This is a genomic window from Hoylesella marshii DSM 16973 = JCM 13450 (genome assembly GCF_000146675.1).
Lineage (GTDB): Bacteria > Bacteroidota > Bacteroidia > Bacteroidales > Bacteroidaceae > Prevotella > Prevotella marshii.
This window is the reverse complement of the sequence record NZ_GL397214.1, coordinates 2,485,192-2,500,758: the sequence shown is the minus strand read 5'-3', so window position 1 is coordinate 2,500,758 and position 15,567 is coordinate 2,485,192. Positions and strand designations below refer to the sequence as shown.

Below are 15,567 nucleotides of genomic sequence, written 5' to 3'. Positions count from 1 at the left end.
AAAAGGTTCCGGAATCATTGATTTCCGAGCGAAAGAGTGCCGTGCAGCGCAAAAATCATTGATTTCCGAGAGAAAGAGTGCCGTGCGGCGCAAAAATCATTGATTTCCGAGCAAAAGAGTGCCGTGCGGTGCAAAAATCATTGATTTCCGAGCAAAAGAGTGTCGTGCAGCGCAAAAATCATTGATTTCCGAGAGAAAGAGTGCCGTGCGGCGCAAAAATCATTGATTTCCGAGCGAAAGAGTGCCGTGCGGCGCAACTGATGCGGGAAGCATAAAAGAAACACCTTTATATATATACACACATAGAGTGGTACGCGTCGCGACGATGCGTACCACTCGCTTTTTTGTTGATAAAGCCGACAATGCTTGTAAGAAAGAGCCTCGGAGAAGTGAGGGAGCATAGGGGGGTGGTGCAATTCCTACGCCGGCTTCACATATTTTCTAAACAACAGTCCCTGTAGAACGCCGCGCGCAGCAAGGAACAACAAGAATGCAAGCCAAAGCGCATGGTTGCCCAACAGCGCAGAGAGAGAGATTTCCGCAAGAAAAAACAAAACGGCAGACGCGGCACACGACAAGAGCATGCCCCGAGTGGCTGTTATGCCGATAAAAAGACCGTCGAAGATAAAGGCGGCAAAGCCCATCACGGGGATGAGCCATGTCCACCCGATGTAAGAAGCAGCCGCAACCATCACCTCATCGTTGTCGGTAAGCAACGAGAGAAAATATCTGCCACCTACCATATATATAAAGGTAAACACAAGTGCCATGCCCGTCGCCCACAGAAAAAGATGTCGTGTAGTATCGCGAAAGGCTGCCATGTTGCTCGCGCCGAAATAACGACCGCCCATGGCTTCGCCTGCATAAGCAAAGCCGTCCATGAGATAAGAAAAGAGCGTAAAGAACGTCATCAGCAACGTGTTGACAGCCAGCAGTAGCGTACCCTGTCGTGCGCCGGCGGCCGTGAAAAAGAGATTCACTCCCACAAGAAACAATGTACGGAAGAAGATGTCGCGATTCACTACAAAGAAACGTCCCATCGCCTCTCGCCCCAACACACGTTTCCAGCCGTGAACATGCCATCGCAATCGGCCATAATAACGACACCACAACGCCACAGCCAACAAGAATCCGCCCCATTGAGCTATCAATGTGCCCGCCGCCACACCCTCTATCTTCATGTCCAACCCGTAGACCAAAGCGATACTTGCCGCAATATTGACGACGTTTTGCAGAATCGACACCAGCATCGGGATGCGCGTATTCTGCATCCCGATATACCATCCTGTCAGCCCGTAAAGACAGAGCATGGCCGGAGAGCCCCATATACAAATATCGAAATAAGCCGTTACGAGCGGAATGAGCGACGGGTCGGGGTGCATCGCCCATAGCGCCAGCATGCACAATGGCCGCTGAAAAACAATAAACAGAGCCGACACACACAGCCCAATGATAAACGAACGCAACAGCAACCGCACCACTTCGCCCCTATCGCGCCGGCCGTAAGCCTGGGAAGTCATGCCACTCGTACCCATCCTGAGAAAGCCGAACACCCAGTAAATCACGTTGAATATCATCGACCCTACCGCAATAGCACCGATATAAGCGGCACACCCCATGTGCCCCACAATGGCCATGTCTATCAGGCCGAGCAACGGAACAGTGATGTTCGACACGATAGACGGCAATGCCAATCGGAGTATCTGATTGTCTCTCTCCGTCATTCTATCATCGAAAGAAACGTTTCTTCGTCTATCACAGGCACACCCAACTTCTCGGCCTTCTCAAGTTTAGAAGGCCCCATGTGGTCGCCCGCCAATATAAAACTCGTCTTGCTGCTGATGCTGCCCGTGTTTTTCCCTCCGTTTTGCTCGATCATTCGCTTGTATTCCTCGCGACTGTGATGGGAGAAGACACCGCTGATGACAACGGTTTTGCCCGCAAGACGGTCGGTCATGCCGGTCATCTCGTCGGCCGAAAGCGCCATTTGCAGTCCGTAACCGCGCAGACGCTCCACTATCTCTCGGTTCACAGGGTTGCGAAAGTAACCGACCACACTGTTGGCAATAGACATCCCTACGCCCTCTATCTGCATCAGTTCGTCGGGGGAGGCCTCCATCAACGCATCAATATTTTTGAAACGACGTGCCAGCAGACGCGCTGATGTTTCGCCCACGAATCGTATGCCCAAAGCGAATACGACCCGCTCGAAAGGCACATTCTTAGACTGTGCGATACCCGCAACGACCCTCTGTGCCGACTTCTCTCGCGAGCCATCACCGTTGATTTGTTCGGTGCGAATCTCATAAAGGTCGGCAATATTGCGTATCAGTCCGCGACGATAATACTCATCCACAGTCTCCGGTCCGAGCGATTCAATATTCATCGCCTTGCGAGCGATGAAATGCTCAATCCGCCCTTTCACCTGTGGCGGACACGAAACATCGTTCGGGCAATAGTGGGCGGCTTCTCCCTCGTAGCGTACCAACGATGTTCCGCATTCGGGACAAACGGTGATAAAATGGACAGGTAGCGCATCAGCCAACCGACGAGTTGTATCCACGCCCACGATTTTAGGAATGATTTCGCCGCCCTTCTCCACATACACATAGTCGCCTAAATGGAGGTCGAAGCTGCGTATGAAGTCTTCGTTGTTCAGCGTGGCACGCTTCACGGTAGTACCGGCCAGCTGCACCGGTTCCATGTTAGCCACCGGCGTCACCGCTCCTGTTCGTCCCACTTGGTAGGTTACCTCATTGAGCCGTGTGCAAGCGCGCTCGGCCTTAAACTTATAAGCAATCGCCCAACGCGGACTTTTGGCCGTGAAGCCCAGCGCACGTTGCTGTCGAAGAGAGTTTACTTTCAATACGATGCCGTCTGTTGCCACAGGCAAGTTTTTGCGTTCGCTGTCCCAATAGCGTATAAAGGCGTATATCTCTTCAAGGGTACGCACCTTCTTCATCCCCGCACTGATTTTAAATCCCCACGAGGCGGCAGCCATCAGATTCTCATAATGTCCATCGGCAGGTAGGGTCTCGCCTAACAAATAATATAGGTAAGCATCGAGCCGACGGGTGGCTACGAGTGCAGGGTCAAGGCTTTTGAGCGTGCCGCTGGCGGCATTTCGCGGATTGGCAAAAAGCGGCTCCTCTGCCGCCTCACGCTCTTTGTTCAGCTGTTCAAACACTGCCCATGGCATCAGAATCTCGCCTCGTATCTCAAACTCATGGGGATAGCCAGTGCCCGGAAGCACGAGTGGAATGGCGTGGATGGTGCGCACATTGGCGGTCACATCGTCGCCCTGCACTCCGTCGCCGCGGGTCACGCCCTGCACAATCCGTCCATCGACGTAGGTCAGCGAGATAGAAAGCCCGTCGTATTTCATTTCACAACATACCTCGAAGTCCTCGTCATTGAGTCCTTTCCTTACGCTCTCATACCATTCGGCCACATCCTGTTCATTGTAGGTATTCGATAACGAGAGCATAGGATAGCGATGCTTCACCTGCGCGAACCCCGTACTAAGGTCACTCCCCACGCGCTGTGTAGGTGAATTGGGGTCATCCCACTCGGGATGAAGAGTTTCCAACCGTTGCAATTCGTGCATCATCTCGTCAAACTCTTGGTCACCGATGGTGGGAGCATTGAGCACATAGTATTTGTAATTATGTGCATGCAAATCCCGCCGTAACTGTTCTATTCGTGCTTTATCGTCCATATTCTTGCTTTTGAGTAAGCCGGAAAGCGTATCATCTCTCCGCATGCAAAGGTAACATTTTTTATCCACACGCCCTCTGTCATAGCGGTGTCAATGAACGAAAAAAGGACACTATCCTTTTGTATTCTGTCCTAATTATGCTAACTTTGCACGAAGATTCAGAATAAACAACAGATAACAATCACAAGAAAATATGGCGACAGAATTAAAAGACCTCACGAAGCGGTCGGAGAATTACAGTCAGTGGTACAACGACTTGGTAGTAAAAGCCGACTTGGCCGAGCAATCGGCCGTAAGAGGGTGTATGGTCATCAAACCTTACGGCTATGCGATATGGGAAAAGATGCAGCAACAACTCGACAGGATGTTTAAGGAAACAGGGGCACAGAATGCCTATTTCCCGTTGCTGATACCGAAATCGTTTCTCAGCCGTGAGGCAGAACACGTGAAAGGTTTCGCCAAAGAATGTGCGGTAGTGACACACTATCGTCTGAAAGCCTCTGAAGAAGGAAACAGCGTAGTAGTAGACCCTGCTGCCAAACTCGAAGAAGAACTCATCATACGTCCCACCTCGGAAACCATTATTTGGAATACTTACAAGAATTGGATACACTCGTGGCGAGACCTGCCTCTGATGTGCAACCAGTGGTGCAACGTGATGCGATGGGAAATGCGCACGCGCCCGTTTCTCCGCACAAGCGAATTTCTCTGGCAGGAAGGGCACACCGCTCATGCTACAAGAGAAGAGGCCGAGGCCGAAGCACGCACCATGTTGGGTGTCTATGCCCGATTTGCAGAAGAATGGATGGCCGTTCCGGTGATACAAGGCGTGAAAAGTGAGACCGAACGGTTTGCCGGCGCACTCGATACCTACACCATCGAGGCCATGATGCAAGACGGAAAGGCACTGCAAAGCGGTACAAGTCATTTCCTTGGACAGAACTTTGCAAAGTCGTTTGATGTGACTTTCCTCAACAAGGAAAATAAACCCGAATACGTGTGGGCTACCTCGTGGGGAGTTTCCACACGCCTCATCGGTGCCCTCATTATGACACATTCCGACGATAACGGGTTGGTGTTACCCCCGAAACTCGCCCCGATACAGGTAGTCGTTATCCCCATCGCACGGAATGCCGAGCAACTCTCGGCTATCGACGAACGGCTTCGTCCCGTCATCGAAGGGTTGCGCAAGCTCGGTATCTCTGTGAAATTAGACGATGCCGACAACAAACGGCCTGGCTTCAAGTTCGCCGACTATGAACTGAAAGGTGTGCCTGTGAGACTCGTCATGGGCGGTCGCGACCTCGAAAACGGGACGATAGAACTCATGCGCCGCGACACCTTAGAGAAAGAAACATTACCTATAGAAGGCATCGTGAGCCATATCCAAACACTGCTGGACGAGATACAGGCCAACATTTATCAAAAGGCAAAGGCTGCACGAGATGCCCGTATCTACGAATGCGATAACTACGAAGAGTTCAAGAAACGTGTAAAAGACGGCGGTTTCTTCCTCTGCCATTGGGATGGAACCGAAGAAACAGAAGCCCGCATCAAGGAAGAGACGCAGGCCACGATACGTTGCGTACCTTTCGGAGTGGAGCAGACATCCGGCATTGATATGGTGAGCGGAAAGCCCGCCACGCAGAGAGTCATCATCGCAAGAAGTTATTAAACATGCCACCACTTACCAAACTCATCCTCTCTCTTGGCTCCAATACCGGACAGAAAGAGAACATGGAAAATGCAGAGAGCCTACTCCGCGCCTTGTTCAAGCAAATCCGATTCTCAGACAGCAAGTGGACAGAACCTGTCGGCATAGAGTCCGATTTGTTTCTGAACAAGATTGCCGTTGTCTATACAGCACACGGATTGCAGCAGATATGCAAAGCGCTGAGAAACATAGAGCGGAAATGCGGACGGTCGAGGTCGCTGCATAAAAGCAATGTGGTGCCCATGGACATAGACGTATTGCAGTTTGGCGACGCGAAGATGCACGCTGAAGATTGGGAAAGAGGCTACATCCGAGAACTGATACAACAGATGGAAGAACCGGAAGAAACCATTGCATAAACTATACCTTTTTACTTTTACAAACAAAACAAACAATGAAGACACTAAGTTTTACACTGCTCTTGCTGACAACACTCCTGCCTGCAAACGCACAGAGATTTGAAGACTACTTCACCGACAACACCTTGCGCATAGACTACAACTTCGCCGGCGACAAGAACCGTCAGGAAGTGTCGGTAGACGAATTGAACGTCATGCCCAAATGGTATGGCAAGCGCAGCAGGTTATCCGAGCTTCCCATCGAGGGCAACGGACAGATTACTGTGCGTTCCCACCGCACCGGCAAAGTGATTTACCGCAATTCGTTTTCCACGCTGTTTCAGGAATGGCTCTCTTATGATGAGGCCGCAACAGTGAAGAAATCGTTTGAGAATGTATTTCTCGTGCCGATGCCGAAAGATACAGTAGACATCACCGTAGACCTGCGCAACAACCGGCGAGAGGTAATGGCCACACTTACACATACGGTGAATCCGAAAGACATCCTCATCCGTCATATCGGCTACAACCACGTGACGCCCTATGCCACGCTGCAAACGGCCGTCAATCCCGAGAAATGTATCCACATCGCCTACCTTTCCGAGGGCTACAGAGAAGACGAGATGGACACCTTCATTGCCGATGCTAAGGAAGCGACAGAGGCACTCTTCGCCCACGAACCATTCAAGTCGCAACGAAAAAACTTCAACATTGTGGCCGTGAAAGCACCATCGATGGAGAGCGGTACGAGCGAACCCGCCAAAGGCATCTGGAAGAATACAGCACTGCACTCGCATTTCGATACATTCTACAGCAGCCGATACCTCACCACACTCAAGCTGAAAGACCTGCATAATTGGCTTGCCGGTACACCTTACGAACACATCATCGTGCTTGTAAATACCGACATCTACGGTGGCGGCGGTATTCTCAACTCCTATAATCTGTCGATGACCCACCACCGGATGTTCAAGCCCGTGGTCGTGCATGAGTTCGGCCATAGCTTCGCCGGATTAGCCGACGAATACTTCTACGAATCCGAACAGATACCGATGTATCCACACGACGTGGAACCTTGGGAACAAAACATCACCACACTGAAAGACTTTGGCACAAAATGGGGCAACCTTATCAAGAAAGGTACACCCATCCCTACCCCTTTGAGTGACGACAAAAAGACGCGCGAAACCCGTGTGGGCGTATTCGAGGGAGCCGGCTACAGCAAGAAAGGCGTGTACAGAGGCTGTCAAGACTGCCGTATGCGCATCAACGAAACACCGGAGTTCTGCCCGGTATGCCGGCAGGCTTTGTCGCGCATTATCAATTTCTACGTGGAATAACGCCACACGTTTGGCGACAACTTACAATCATCGTGGGGTATGACAGGGGGCAATCTCCCTTCCATACCTCACTTTTTTATCCTCAATCGGTCATGAGAGCCTGTATAGATTTTACGCGAGTTCGAGATAAGGTTATCCGGACTGTAACTCACGTATCTTTTGAACGTTTCGGCTCGGGCCAAAATTGATTTTAGAGTCTCTTGAGCATTTCGGCTCGGGCCGGAATCGATTTTAAAGCCTCTTGAGCATTTCGGCCTGGGCCGGAATTGATTTTAAACTCTCTTGGGCATTTCGGCTTGGGCCGGAATGGATGTAAAACGCGTGTTCGGGATAAGGCTATCGGACTGTAAGCGCACGTAATTCAATGGACAACAGCCTTGCTGTTTACTTGCCAACTCAAACAAAATTCACTATCTTTGTATCTGTTATCATGCACTTACGATATGAATGTAGAAAAAATTAAACAGATTATCAACAAAGAGAAAAACCTCTCTACCGTACTGGGTATGGAGTTTATCTCTACGCCCGAGGCCGACACTTGCATGGCTCGGATGTGTGTCAACGAGAACAACCGTCAGCCATTCGGCTTCCTCAGTGGCGGTGCTTCGCTGGCTTTGGCCGAGAATCTGGCAGGTGTGGGTTCTTCAGCGTTATGCTCGGGCAAAATCAGCGTAGGTATCAGTGTGAGCGGGAGCCACGTGAAAGCCGTGTCAGAGGGCGACACCGTGACAGCTACTGCGCGCCTGCAAAGCAGAGGACGCAAGCTGCACGTCTGGCATATCGACATCCGTGATTCGGCGGGCGAGTTGATTTCTACCGTTCAGGTAACGAACTATATCGTCACACCACGCAAGAATGGATAGCAGAGCACTCATCCGACTGCCCCACTACACCCACTACACCGAGGTACGACAGACCACAGGTCGTCTGCAAGAACTGCACGACTTGCATGCACTCGACGGGCGCGTGGGATTTGTATTCGCCCCTTTCATGCCATCGAAGCAAGAGCCTATCTTGCTGATACGCCCCGACAGCATGGAGCAACACGAAGTGAGCATGCCGAAACACCTGCCCGCACAACGCCGCGTGCTCGACGAAGAGACCGACAAAGCACAGTATATGGCAGATTTCAACAGCTTTCATAAGCCACTGAAGCAAGACCTTTTCCGCAAAATCGTGCTGGCGCGGTGCTCTGAGCAGACGACAGACGAAACACCATTGCCCGACGAACTTTTCTTGCATGCCTGTCGGCTATTTCCCCATCTCTGCGTGGCACTCGTCTCAACACCCGTCAGCGGCACATGGTTGATAGCCACGCCCGAGGTCTTTCTCGAAAGCATGGGTTCGCAATGGCATACCATGGCATTAGCGGGAACGATGGAAGCCACGACCGATGAGCCATGCTGGAGCATGAAAAATCAAGAAGAACAACGCTGCGTGGCAACCTACATACGCGAATGCCTCAAACCCTTTTCCACCCGTATTACCGAGGAAGCACCACACGCATCACAGGCCGGCCACCTGTTACACCTACGCAGCGATTTTCTGTTTACATTGAAAAATCCCTCCCATCTGGGTGCATTGATTGCCGAACTGCATCCCACCCCTGCCGTATGCGGTATGCCGAAAGAGGAGACCCGCCGGTTCATCCTCCGTCATGAGCATGCGCCGCGCCGATACTACAGCGGTTTCATGGGACTATTAGCACCAGAAGCCGACACCCACCTCTACGTCTCTCTGCGCTGTATGCAAATCGATGGCAACCACTACAGGCTCTATGCCGGCGGCGGCCTCATGAAAGACAGCACGCCTATGCAAGAGTGGGAAGAGACCCGCGCCAAGCTCGAAACCATGCAACGATGTATCACCCTCTGATAACCCAAGCAACACCATGTACGCAAACAAAGAAAACGTTAATATTCTGACAGCCCTATTGGTGAAACACGGCATAAAAATGGTCGTTGTCTGTCCGGGGTCGAGGAATGCGCCACTGGTGCACAACTTTCACGAATGCCCCGAGATAACGTGCTATCCTACGACCGATGAACGCTCGGCAGGCTTCTATGCCATCGGTATGTCGCAAGCCACGTGTGCGCCGGTGGCGGTTTGCGTCACGTCGGGCACGGCCGTGCTCAACCTTGCTCCCGCTGTGGCCGAGGCGTTTTACCAACACATCCCGCTCGTGGTGCTGACAGCCGACCGTCCTGCTGCATGGATAGACCAACTCGACGGGCAAACCCTTCCGCAGCCGGATGCTTTCGGACACTTCGTGAAACGGGCGGTATCGCTGCCCGAACCCAAAGACGCAACCGAGCGATGGCACTGCAATCGGCTGGTAAACGAGGCCTTGTTGGCCGTTCGTCGGCAAGGAGGTGCTCCCGTGCATATCAACATCCCCATTACCGAGCCTCTGTTCGATTTCTCCGTTCCCTCACTCCCCGACGAACGGAAGATAAGCAGATTAGGCACACCTGCCCTGCGTGTGGAAGACCGGCAAGCACTTTGTAAGGCTTTCTTTACCGCCCGTCGGCCGATGATTGTACTGGGGCAATCCACTCCCCACGCATTTCCCAAGGATTTCTTCAGTCGCTTCAAAGACTTCGCCGTGGTATTGGGCGAGGCATTGAGCAGTATCGGAAAAGCATCAAACTTCGACGAAGTGCTCCACACCATCGGACGCAATGCTGACTATATGCCTGACTTCGTACTTTATGCCGGCAGCACGTTGGTGGGTAAACGCCTGAAAAGTTTCCTCCGTTCGGTCACCTCGGCAGAACAATGGCTCATCAGCGAAGACGGCGAAGTGCACGACACGTTTATGCACCTCACGACCATGATAGAGGCAAATCCTGTCGACGTGCTTGCCATGTTGGCTCGACGATGCGACGAGCAGACTTCCGAGGCTTCCGCTGAAACGACCCTCAACCAGCAGGAAGACGCCTTGATGTTCCGGCATCACTGGCTCGTAGCCTTACAAAAGGCCACACAGCATGTTGCAGCCTACACTCCGCCCTATTCTCAAATGGCCGCCGTAAAATGTTTCGAGCAACAGCTCACACGGTTGCAACAACCTTTTCATGTGCATTATGCCAACAGTACAGCCATACGATTGGCTAATATCTATGCCACGCATCACGTGTGGTGTAACCGCGGCGTGAACGGTATCGAAGGTTCGCTTTCCACGGCAGCAGGCATGTCGACAGTAACGGACGACCTTGTTTTCTGCATCATTGGCGACCTGAGTTTCTTCTACGATGCAAACGCCCTCTGGAACAGGAACTTGAAAGGCAACTTCCGCATACTCTTATTGAACAACGGCGGAGGCGGCATCTTCCGTCAGTTGAATGGCCTCGCCGCAAGTGAAGCACGCAACGAACTCATCGCAGCCGAGCATCATACAGAAGCGCAAGGCATCTGTCTGCAAAACAATGTGGCTTATCTATCCGCCCGCAACACGGAAGAGATGGAGCGCGGCATCGACCATCTGATGGTTTCTGATGCCGACCATCCCCTATTGCTCGAAGTCTTTACCACTCCCGAAGCAGACGAAAAAGCGTTGAAAGAATACTACAATAGGCAGAAGATAGAGAAAAAACAAGAATAAGACATCATCCAAATACAAACAGACAATATGAAAAAAAGAGAATGGAAAGCCATCGAAGGCTTTCATTTTGAGGAGATATGCTTCGAGGAGTATGGCGGCATCGCTAAGATAACTATCAATCGTCCGCGCTATCGCAACGCATTCACCCCACTCACGACATGGGAGATGGGGCAGGCCTTTGCCTATTGTCGCGAAGCGCAAGACATCAGCGTGGTACTGCTGACGGGTGCGGGCGACAAGGCTTTCTGCGCCGGCGGCGATATGCACGTGAAAGGAAAAGGTGGCTATGTGGGCAAAGACGGCATTCCGCGCCTCAACGTGCTCGATGTGCAGATGCAAATCCGGCGGCTTCCAAAACCCGTCATCGCCATGGTCAACGGCTTCGCCATCGGCGGAGGACATGTACTTCACTTGGTTTGCGACCTCACGATAGCAAGTGACAACGCCATCTTCGGGCAGACCGGTCCCAAAGTGGGCTCGTTCGATGCCGGCTTCGGTGCATCGTATCTGGCGCGCATTGTCGGCCAGAAGAAAGCCCGCGAGATATGGTTCCTCTGCCGACAATACAGTGCCGAGGAGGCCGAACGCATGGGGTTAGTCAATAAAGTTGTACCGTTCGACCGCTTGGAAGACGAGTGCGTAGCATGGGCGGAGACAATGATGGAACGCAGCCCCTTGGCACTCCGCATGATTAAAGCCGGCCTCAATGCCGAACTCGATGGGCAAGCCGGTATTCAGGAACTAGCCGGCGATGCCACTATGCTTTATTATTTCCTCGACGAAGCGCACGAAGGCGGTCGGGCATTCTTGGAAAAGCGGAAGCCCGACTTCAAGAAATATCCGAAATTACCTTAACCGCAAGACGATGGCGTTCCGCATAGAGATTACGTCCCGCCTGTTTCACTTCAAACAACCGGCAGGTACGTCGCGCGGCGTGTATCTCACTCGTAAATCGTGGTTTGTGAGACTTTCTGCCGACAATGTGCCCGAGGTGGTCGGTATCGGCGAATGCGCTCCGCTACCCAACCTCAGCTGTGATGCCTGCGAAGACTACGAAAGCGTGTTGCGAAAGCAATGCGACCGGCTATGCGAAACGGGACAATTAGATGGAGAAGCCTTACTGCCCTATCCCTCGATGCTGTTCGGACTGGAAACAGCTATGGAGCAATGGCGGCGCAGAGGTTCCACGGCGTTGTCCGACTCCCCTTTCGCCCGCGGCACAGAAGGTATCCCCATCAACGGCTTAATATGGATGGGCACCTTTGAGGAGATGGCCGGACGGTTGGAAGAAAAGCTGCGACAGGGCTTTCGTTGCATTAAGCTGAAAATCGGAGCGATAGACTTTGAGCGTGAAATAGAACTCATCCGGCGCATCCGTGACCGATTTCCGAAAAACAAAATAGAACTGCGCGTAGATGCCAATGGTGCCTTTGCACCCCACGAAGCACTGTCGAAGTTGGAACAGCTGGCACGCTACGACCTCCATTCCATTGAACAACCCATCCGCCAAGGACAATGGAAAGAACTTGCGGAACTATGCCGCCGCTCTCCCTTGCCCATCGCCTTAGACGAAGAACTCATCGGCATCCATCCCACAGAGGAGAAAGTGCGCCTGCTCGACACCATTCATCCGCAATACATCGTGCTGAAGCCCTCGCTCCACGGAGGAATGTACGGCACGGAGGAATGGATTCGTCTGGCGCGCAAAAGGGGCATCGGGTCGTGGATAACGAGTGCGCTCGAGAGCAACGTGGGACTTAACGCCATCGCCCATCTCACCGCCCGCATGTACGGTTCGCCCATCGCGATGCCGCAAGGATTGGGCACGGGACAGCTCTTTGTCGATAACATCGCGATACCCCTGCAAATCAAAGGAGACCGATTATGGTACTTGCCGAATTCTTAAGAGAATGGAACAGTCCGAGCGACCGGCTGCTCGTACACACCAGCGGCTCTACGGGCTGTCCGAAACCGCTTTGGGTGGAAAAAGAAAAGATGAAGGCCAGCGCACGCATCACCTGCGACTTCCTCGGCCTGAACGCCGGCGATACAGCATTGCTCTGCATGCCGCTCGACTATATCGCAGGCAAAATGATGGTGATACGCTCGCTGGTAAGAGGAATGCAACTGATTGAAACGCCACCGAGCAGTCGCCCGTTGCGTGACATCCGACAACCCATCGACTTCGCTGCCATGGTGCCGATGCAGGTGTATGAAACACTGCGCGTGCCCGAAGAACGCGAACGGCTGCGCAACATCCGCCATCTCATCATCGGCGGCGGTGCTGTTCATAACGCGTTGTCCGCAGAGTTGCGCCATTTCCCTAACGCCGTATGGAGCACTTACGGCATGACCGAAACACTTTCCCACATTGCCTTACGACGCCTCAACGGTTCCGAAGCCGATGAATGGTACACGGCGTTCGACACCGTTACACTCCGAGTGTCGGCCGAGGGCTGTCTGATGATAGACGCACCGTTGGTCTGCGAGGGTACGATTATGACCCGCGACCGCGCCGAGCTATCGCCGTCGGGTCGTCGGTTCCGCATTCTCGGCCGAATAGACAACGTGATTTGCAGCGGGGGTATTAAGATACAAGCGGAAGAAATAGAAGAACAACTGCGACTGTTCATACCCGTGCCCTACATGATAACAAAGCGCAGCGATGCGCGGTTCGGAGAAGTGATGGTGATGCTGGTGGAAGGGGGCGACACAGAAACCATACGAGCCATTTGTCAACAACATTTGGAGAGACATCTGCGCCCCCGCGTCTATCTTTCCGTAGCCCATCTGCCGCTCACCGAAACGGGTAAGCCCAATCGCGCGGACGCCACACGCATCGCTACGGAAGCCAACGAACAAATATAATGACGTTGTTAAGTTCCTTCATGATTTTATAACAGCATTTTTTACGACGTTATTGCAGAGCGGGATTTTATAACAGCATTTTTTACGCTGTTATATCTTCACATAAAAATCTAATAGGAAATTTATCCTATGAACTTCTGCGATGAGAGATATCAGGAAAAATCATGGGTGTCCGATAAAATACATGCCTTTAGCCATGTTATAGAAGATTCAATCACTTTTTACCGGACAGCAATCATAAAAAAATCAGATGCGTTGCTGCGTGTTGTTGAGCGTAAGCAACTCTTTTGGAACGGAGGCCTGAATCTCGGATACCAGCAGGTTGAGCAACGTGCGACGGATAAAACTCGGAGCGGTCAGCATGATAACATCACGCGTAGGGATAGGGATGGCAAACGGTCGCACAAGACTGCGCTGCCGTTCATCCAGCTGATAAAGCGCCAATTCGGGAATAAATGTCACGCCCTTGCCGCTTTCCACCATGCGCATAAAGGTCTCGATGCTGCCCAGAGAGTAAGCCCGCTTGCTGCGATTCGCCGCTTTGAGCTGACAGAACTTCACCAGTTGGTCGCGGAAGCAATGACCTTCGTCCAGCAACCACAGATATTCATCAGCTAAATCGCTCGTCTTGATGGCCGTGTTTTGATAGAGCGCATCGTCTTTCGCCACGTAGGCAAAGAACTGTTCATAAAACAAATGCTCTTTCCCGAAAGCCTCCATATCGTCGAGTTCGGCGAGTATGCCGGCATCGATGTCGCCGTGCATCAACGCACGTTTCATATCGGCGGTCTTCATCTCGGTAATGCGCACGTCGAGTTCGGGATATTTTGCCATGAGCTGTGGGAAAAAGCGGGGAATCAGATAAGGCGCAATCGTGGGAATGATGCCGATACGGAATGTGCCCGACAACGAGTGTTTCTCCTCCTCCACCATTTCCTTCAACTTGCGCGCCCGCAGCAACACGCGCCACGCCTGCTCGATAACGACCCGTCCGATGGCAGTCGGCGCAATGGGGTTTTTCTTTCTGTCGAATATCTTCACGCCGAGTTCTTCTTCCAATTTCTGAATCATGGAACTGAGCGTGGGCTGCGTCACTTTGCAATAATCGGCCGCGTTGGCAAAGTGTTTAAACCGATATACGGCTACGATATACTCCATTTGCTGCAATGTCATCTGTCTGTCTCCTTCTCTTTTATCGTTTTCAAGGGTCTGAAAACGTGTTCATACTCGATTTCTTCTAAAAACAACCCTTTGGCCGGCATACTCTCTCCCGCTGCCGTCCGGCGTTTCGTCTCGATGATGGCGCGGAAATCATCCGTCGAAAGACGGCCTCTGCCCACATCGATGAGTGTCCCTACGACAGCTCTGACCATATTTCTTAAGAAACGGTCGGCCGAGATACGGAAATACCACTCGTCAGCTGTCTGTCGAATCCACACGGCCTCGGTTACATTGCAAAACGTGGTCTTCACATCGGTATGGCTCTTACAGAAAGCGGCAAAGTCGTTCGTTTGCAACAGCAAGCGTGCAGCCTCGTTCATCCGATTGAAGTCGAGCGGGAAGTGCAATTCGCAGGAATATCGTTCCTTAAACGGATTCTTCGCGAAGTGGATATAGTAGTGATACGTGCGGCGACGGGCACTAAAACGGGCGTGCAAATCGGGCGCCACCTCCTCGATGTTCTCAACGGCCACGTCGCGAGGCAGCAGACGGTTCAATTTATAGGTCAACTGTGTGCAGTCCGTCGCGTCGTCGATGTCGAAGTGCGCAGTCATCCGGCGGGCATGCACACCCGTGTCCGTTCGTCCTGCTCCCGTCACCGTCATTTCACGACGCAACACCACCGAAAGTGCTTGCTGCAACACTTCTTGCACGGAGATGCCGTTGGGTTGTATCTGCCAACCGTGATATCCGGTGCCGTCGTATGAGAAATGAATGAAATAGCGGTGCATACGTGATATATTTCCTTAAAAACAAAGAAACTG

The 15,567-nt window shown here is 52.2% G+C and carries 13 protein-coding genes; 9 read left to right on the top strand and 4 right to left on the bottom strand.

Annotated features, from left to right (window positions below; all coding sequences use genetic code 11):
* Nucleotides 1–419: 419 nt before the first annotated feature.
* Entirely contained in the window at nt 420–1,724 is a 1,305-nt protein-coding gene (locus HMPREF0658_RS10325) for an MATE family efflux transporter (RefSeq protein WP_006950697.1), read from the bottom strand.
* The gene (gene ligA, locus HMPREF0658_RS10320; RefSeq protein WP_024991075.1) at nt 1,721–3,718 is read right to left on the bottom strand and encodes an NAD-dependent DNA ligase LigA; all 1,998 of its coding nucleotides are present in this window, start codon (nt 3,716–3,718) and stop codon (nt 1,721–1,723) included. Before ligA ends, HMPREF0658_RS10325 begins: the two co-directional genes overlap by 4 nt.
* 193 nt (nt 3,719–3,911) lie before the next feature.
* Here ligA and proS point away from each other — a divergent pair, with 193 nt between their 5' ends.
* From proS to HMPREF0658_RS10275, 9 genes are all read left to right on the top strand, one after another.
* On the top strand, nt 3,912–5,393 hold the full coding sequence (proS, locus tag HMPREF0658_RS10315; protein ID WP_006950695.1) for a proline--tRNA ligase: 1,482 nt from the start codon (nt 3,912–3,914) through the stop codon (nt 5,391–5,393).
* A gap of 2 nt (nt 5,394–5,395) precedes the next feature.
* Nucleotides 5,396–5,791, top strand: coding sequence for a 2-amino-4-hydroxy-6-hydroxymethyldihydropteridine diphosphokinase (locus HMPREF0658_RS10310; protein ID WP_006950694.1), 396 nt, complete (start codon nt 5,396–5,398; stop codon nt 5,789–5,791).
* 35 nt (nt 5,792–5,826) lie between these two features.
* Nucleotides 5,827–7,110, top strand: coding sequence for a M64 family metallopeptidase (locus HMPREF0658_RS10305; RefSeq protein ID WP_006950693.1), 1,284 nt, complete (start codon nt 5,827–5,829; stop codon nt 7,108–7,110).
* 443 nt (nt 7,111–7,553) lie between these two features.
* Nucleotides 7,554–7,973, top strand: coding sequence for a PaaI family thioesterase (locus tag HMPREF0658_RS10300; protein WP_006950692.1), 420 nt, complete (start codon nt 7,554–7,556; stop codon nt 7,971–7,973).
* Entirely contained in the window at nt 7,966–8,985 is a 1,020-nt protein-coding gene (locus tag HMPREF0658_RS10295) for a chorismate-binding protein (protein ID WP_006950689.1), read from the top strand. The genes HMPREF0658_RS10300 and HMPREF0658_RS10295 overlap by 8 nt, the downstream gene beginning before the upstream one ends.
* 16 nt (nt 8,986–9,001) lie before the next feature.
* Nucleotides 9,002–10,714 carry a 2-succinyl-5-enolpyruvyl-6-hydroxy-3-cyclohexene-1-carboxylic-acid synthase gene (gene menD, locus HMPREF0658_RS10290; RefSeq protein WP_006950688.1) on the top strand — a complete coding sequence of 571 codons (1,713 nt, stop codon included), beginning with the start codon at nt 9,002–9,004 and terminating at the stop codon, nt 10,712–10,714.
* A gap of 27 nt (nt 10,715–10,741) precedes the next feature.
* Entirely contained in the window at nt 10,742–11,569 is an 828-nt protein-coding gene (gene menB, locus HMPREF0658_RS10285; RefSeq protein ID WP_006950685.1) for a 1,4-dihydroxy-2-naphthoyl-CoA synthase, read from the top strand.
* 10 nt (nt 11,570–11,579) lie between these two features.
* Nucleotides 11,580–12,620 (top strand): o-succinylbenzoate synthase, encoded by a 1,041-nt coding sequence (locus tag HMPREF0658_RS10280; protein ID WP_006950684.1) that lies wholly within the window; start codon nt 11,580–11,582, stop codon nt 12,618–12,620.
* Nucleotides 12,599–13,582 carry an AMP-binding protein gene (locus tag HMPREF0658_RS10275; protein WP_006950683.1) on the top strand — a complete coding sequence of 328 codons (984 nt, stop codon included), beginning with the start codon at nt 12,599–12,601 and terminating at the stop codon, nt 13,580–13,582. The genes HMPREF0658_RS10280 and HMPREF0658_RS10275 overlap by 22 nt, the downstream gene beginning before the upstream one ends.
* 246 nt (nt 13,583–13,828) lie before the next feature.
* Here HMPREF0658_RS10275 and HMPREF0658_RS10270 read toward each other — a convergent pair whose 3' ends face one another.
* A complete protein-coding gene (locus tag HMPREF0658_RS10270; protein ID WP_006950682.1) occupies nt 13,829–14,755 on the bottom strand; it encodes a hydrogen peroxide-inducible genes activator in 927 nt (308 codons plus the stop codon).
* Nucleotides 14,752–15,534: a tRNA pseudouridine(38-40) synthase TruA gene (truA, locus tag HMPREF0658_RS10265; RefSeq protein ID WP_006950681.1), complete on the bottom strand. Its 783-nt coding sequence runs from the start codon at nt 15,532–15,534 to the stop codon at nt 14,752–14,754. Before truA ends, HMPREF0658_RS10270 begins: the two co-directional genes overlap by 4 nt.
* Between the last annotated feature and the right edge of the window lie 33 nt (nt 15,535–15,567).